Annotated in this window: 5 protein-coding genes; 2 read left to right on the top strand and 3 right to left on the bottom strand. The window is 66.7% G+C overall.

The genetic code is table 11. The features are described 5' to 3' along the window. On the top strand, positions 1-355 hold a 355-nt coding region (locus ACWELQ_RS38015; protein WP_452401856.1), incomplete at its 5' end, for an HNH endonuclease signature motif containing protein. A 338-nt stretch (positions 356-693) separates the two neighbouring features. Then, on the top strand, positions 694-2,346 hold the full coding sequence (locus ACWELQ_RS38010) for a sulfatase-like hydrolase/transferase (RefSeq protein WP_452401855.1): 1,653 nt from the start codon (positions 694-696) through the stop codon (positions 2,344-2,346). On the opposite strand, the gene ACWELQ_RS38005 is transcribed toward ACWELQ_RS38010, so the two are convergent. From ACWELQ_RS38005 to ACWELQ_RS37995, 3 genes are all read right to left on the bottom strand, one after another. Next, positions 2,333-3,196 carry an NAD(P)H-binding protein gene (locus tag ACWELQ_RS38005; RefSeq protein WP_452401854.1) on the bottom strand — a complete coding sequence of 288 codons (864 nt, stop codon included), beginning with the start codon at positions 3,194-3,196 and terminating at the stop codon, positions 2,333-2,335. The genes ACWELQ_RS38010 and ACWELQ_RS38005 overlap by 14 nt on opposite strands. A 14-nt stretch (positions 3,197-3,210) precedes the next feature. Next, positions 3,211-4,215: a saccharopine dehydrogenase NADP-binding domain-containing protein gene (locus ACWELQ_RS38000; protein WP_452401853.1), complete on the bottom strand. Its 1,005-nt coding sequence runs from the start codon at positions 4,213-4,215 to the stop codon at positions 3,211-3,213. A 104-nt stretch (positions 4,216-4,319) separates the two neighbouring features. Further along, a partial coding sequence (locus ACWELQ_RS37995) for a cytochrome P450 (protein ID WP_452401852.1) occupies positions 4,320-4,919 on the bottom strand: 600 nt, incomplete at its 5' end.

Below are 4,919 nucleotides of genomic sequence, written 5' to 3'. Positions count from 1 at the left end.
GCGTCTGGCGTTGATCGCGCGCGACAAGGGCTGCACCCGTCCGGGTTGTGATGCGCCCGCGTCGATGTGCGCGGTGCACCACATCACCGACTGGGTCGACGGCGGGCCGACCGATCTGGCGAATCTTGCTTTGGCGTGCGATCACTGCCACGCCCTGGTCAACGATTCGGTCGATGGCTGGAAGACCGTGGTTATGGGCAAGGATTCGGAGTTCGCGGGGCGCTGTGGGTGGATCGCCCCCAAGCACGTCGATCCGACCGGCACGCCGAAGGTCAACGAGCGTCATCACCTGGGCACCGTGGTTGCCGCCGCGGCGGAGGCTAGCTGCCAGCAGTGGGGTTCACGGGTGGCGTGAGCCCGGGCGGCTCGTGCACCGCCGGTCTGCCGGCGTTTCCGTAAACGCGGCTGCGCCGCCAACCGTGTGCCCTCGGCAACCGCTCATCGCGTTCTTGTTCTTTGACAATTCCACAGAGACGATGAACTTCGCGGTCAGTGAGGTGGCTGGGACCGCCGGTAGGCGAGCCCAACCCAGCCACCTTCTCACTCCTCCTCCAGGCCATCTTTTGTCTTTCGTTCTTTGGCTTTTCATCCCCCGAACGGGGGACCCTCCGTCCCGCGCACGCGTGATGACGCCCCGCCCCCCACTCCCCTACGCTCCCTCACGAATCGACATTTCGGATACGAGGAGCCCTATTGTTCGGCAGACGCGGATTTCTCACAGGAGCAGCTGTATCGGTCACCGCGGCAGTCGCGACCACCGCATCCGGACCGGCCACCAAGGCGAGGGCCGACGTCAATCCCGACCAGCCGAACATCCTCGTGGTGATCGTCGACGAGATGCGGGCACCAACTTGGTTCCCGGACCAGCAAACGCTGGATCAGCTACTCCCGAACCTGGCGAGAATCCGACGGGGCAGCGTCTCGTTCGACCAGCATTACACGGCCGCGAACGACTGCACAGCCTCACGAGGCGCGCTGGTGACGGGCCTCTACAGCCATCAGACCGGCTGCATGGTGGTCTCGGAATCCACGTTGTCCCCGAGGTTCCCGACCTGGGGTTCGATGCTCCGCGAGCACGGCTATGAGACAACCTGGTGGGGCAAGTGGCATTTGGGCCACTACCCGGACCGCACCCCGGGCGCACTCGAGGCTTACGGGTTCGGGGGCGGTACCTACCCGTCCCCCAATGGCGCTCCGGGCCAGGGTTTGCAGGCCGATCCGAAGATCGTCGACGATTTCGTGGACTGGTTCGACCACGACTCCGGCGGATCACCATGGTGCACCACGGTTTCCCTGGTCAACCCGCACGATATCCAGTACTGGCCGCGCTGGACCCGCCGCGATCAAGCGAACCTCGACATCCCGAAGTGGATGGACCAGTTGCCGGGCAATTTCGAATCGCTGCAACAGCTTTCCGCCAAGCCCCGACTACAAATGGCGTTGGTGCAGGCGTCGGTGGTGGCGTTCGGGCTCGCGCCCTATGGAACGCCGGAGGCCACCCAGGCCTGGATCGATATGCGCAACCTGTACCTGTGGCTGCAGCAGCAGGTCGACACACAGATCGGCCGGGTCCTCGACACCCTGTACTCGCGGCCGGATGTCGCGGCCAATACGGTCATCGTATTCACTTCGGATCATGGTGATTACGCCGGATCGCACGGGCTGCACGGTAAGGGCGGCGGCGCGTATGACGAGGCGGTGCGAGTGCCGCTGTATGTGCACGACCCGCGCGGATACCTGAGCCCGACCGATTCCACCAGCACCCGAACGCAACTCACCTCCAGTGTCGATCTCGCGCCGCTGCTGTTGACGATCGCCACCGGGAACTCTGACTGGCGGGCGCAGGATCGGTACCAGCATCTGCAGGGCCGGTTGGATCTGACGGCGTTGTGTCGCAACGCTTCCGCCGCCGGTCGCCCGTGGATCGCGCACACCACCGACGAGTCGACCATCGAGGAGGCGGCGATCATGTTCGATCACAATGCCCCGGGTCACGTGGCCATGGTGCGGACGGCGGAGGCGAAGTTCGCGTCGTACTCCAAGTGGGTGGACGGGCGCATTCAGATCGACGGCTCGGCGGAGCAGGAATTCGAACTCTACGACTACTCCACCGAGAACGGACGCCTCGAACTCGACAATCAGGCGGCGACCGGAAACCCACTGCGCGCCACCATGGAACCGCTGCTGGCCCAGGCGATCGACACCGAGATCCAGCAGCCGCTACCGGCCTACCTGAAGGATGCCCAGGAGCAAGGCGTCGACGACTACCTGCAATCGCAGCGCAGTCTCGCGGCCAAGGCCGAGCGCCTGGGCAGTTTCCTGGAGGACTTCCTCACGCCGAAGTGAGGAACTCGCGCAGCGTGATCGGCGGGCGGCCGGTGTAGCGCTCGATGGATTCGGTGACCCGGAACAGTTCGTGGCCGGAACCGATGGCGGCGAACATGGTCCACAGGTGGGTCAGGTGTTCCACGGTCACTTCGTCGCGGTAGACCGTCATGGCCCACTCGGACCATACGGCGGGGTCGACGTTTCGGTAAGGGACGCCGAATGATTCGGCGGCCTCGCCGACGGTCATGATCTCACCGGCCAGCCACAGCACCGGATCGACCGGGCCTTCGGTGCGCAACACGCCCGCGCCGACACCGGCGACATCCGCGCCCGCGATCAAGGGGAGGACGGTATCGGGCGAGCCCAGCGGCAGGGCCAGCTCGTCGCGGTCACCGATGGCGACCTTCAGGTTCTCGTAGAACACCGCCGCGCGCAGATGCACGGCGCCGATCCCGGCATTGTCGAGGACCTGTTCGGCCACCCAGTGCCGCCGCATGTGCGGGGTGCCCGCCTGCGGATCGGAGCCGAGCTGTGAGGTCGCGACCACCCTCTGCAGGCCGCTCTGCTTGCCGACGGCAGCGAAAACCGCGGCGGCATCGATCATTCCGGCAGTCACCGGGTAGGTGAAGTAGGCCCGCGTGACGCCTTGCAGGGCCGGGCTCACCGAGGTGATCTCACGCAGGTCACCGGCCACCACCTCGGCACCGAGATCCTTCAGCTCGGCGGCGCGGCCGTCGTCGCGGTGCACGAAGGCACGCACCGGCAGCCCGGTGCGCAATAGAGATTCGGCGACCAGTCGCCCGGTCCCGCCTTGGCTGCCACCGGCCGCGCCGGTGACGAGGATCGGTCCTCTCACTGTGCTTGTCATATCGTGCCCGCTCCTCACGCTTTTTCCGGCAGCCGCAGGTCGAAGACCCCGCGCTCGGCGAGGCCGGTCAGGAAGTCCACGGCGTCGAAAGCCTCGGCGGGACTGGCGACTCCGCTCTTGGCGGTGCCCTCGGCAAGCCGGACGGCCGCCTCGACCGAGGCGAGTGCCGCGACCGACCACAGGTCGCGCCCACTCAGGGTTCCGGCGGTGGATCCGGATCCGGCCAGCACCTGCGCGGCGATCATGAATTGGCTCGCGGACCGCTCTGCGGGATCGACATGCTCACTCGCGAATGCTTGCTCCTCGGCGAAAGTGTGGGAAGTCAGCTGTGCCTCCACGGCTTTCGTCCGGGTGTGGCGCGGCACCGTCACCGCCTCCGGGAACGGCACCGGCGCGATCATGGGCCGGGGCCCCACCGGCGGCGGGAAGGCGAAGATGGCCTGGCGGGGCTCCACGAACCCGAACCGCGGCTGCCCGTCCTCGTACCCGATCCGGTCGGTGTCGGCGAACAACAATCGCGCCGTCTCCACCGCGCCGTGGGTCATCATCCAGTTGGTGACGTGGTAGGCGACAGTGATCCGGTCGATATCGGCGACATCCCGGGCGACCGCACCCGCGAGCAGATCACCCAGTCCCCCATAGAAACTCACGCTGGGCAGCATGGTGATCCCGGCGCGCTGGGCGGGCTGCTGGAACTCGTCGAACAGCCGCTTCACGTGATGCACCTCCACCGCGTGATCGACGTAGTGAGCTCCGCCCGCCAAGGCCGCGGAGGCGACGGGCAGCCCGGTGGTGGCGAACGGGCCCGCACAGTGGATGAGCACGTCGGCGGCCTCGGCCAGCTCGCGCAGCGCACCGGGATCGTCCAGGGCGGCGGGCATGATCCGCGAATATCCCAGCGCGGCAAGCGCGTCCGGATCCCGGCCGGACACCACCACCTCCTGCCCGCGCGCGGTGAGATCGGCGGCAACGAGACGACCGGTGTGACCGGTGGCCCCGTAGATGGCGAAAACGGTCATGAGAGATCAACTTCTTCGACTCGACGGACAATTCGAACGTCTGTTCAAGAAGATAGACTCGCCGACCGACCGAAACTCATCGCCGAATGATCATGAACGCGTGTTTATTTCCGCAACCGGACCGGCAACCGCTTCAGGGCGTGGATGATCGCATTGGGGTGCCAGCGCAGTTCGGACTCATCGACGGCCAGGTCGATATCCGGGTAGTGGTGTAGCAGGGTGGTGAACGCGATGGTGGCCTCGAGACGAGCCAGGGGTGCGCCGACGCAGTAGTGGATGCCGTGGCCGAAGCCGAGGTGGGCGGCGTGGTCGGGCGTGGGGGCGAAGGCGTGCGGGTCGGGGAAGCGCTGCGGGTCGCGGTTGCCCGCGGCGAGGCCCACCAGCACCATCTCCCCCGCGGGGATCACCGTGTCGCCCACCGTGATCGGCTCGGCGGTGAAGCGCACCGTGGCCATGTTGACCGGGCCGTCGAAGCGCAACAGCTCCTCGACGGCGGCGGGGATCAGCGCCGGATCCTCGACCAGACGATCCAGCCGGGACCGCTCGTGCAACAGGGTCAGCACGCCGTTGCCGATCAGGTTCACCGTGGTTTCGTGCCCCGCGATCAGCAGCAGCAAGGCCATGCCGACGAGCTCACCCTCGTCCAGGTCGGCATCATCGCCGACCAGGGCCGACAGCATGTCCTCACCCGGTTCGAGTCGTTT

The sequence above is a fragment of the Nocardia sp. NPDC004722 genome (genome assembly GCF_053601505.1).
This window is presented reverse-complemented; position numbering and strand designations above follow the sequence as displayed.

Bases quoted from the DNA above. Each gene is read 5' to 3' on its own strand.
- ACWELQ_RS38005 (WP_452401854.1), bottom strand. From the start codon at position 3,196: ATGACAAGCACAGTGAGAGGACCGATCCTCGTCACCGGCGCGGCCGGT.
- ACWELQ_RS38000 (WP_452401853.1), bottom strand. From the start codon at position 4,215: ATGACCGTTTTCGCCATCTACGGGGCCACCGGTCACACCGGTCGTCTC.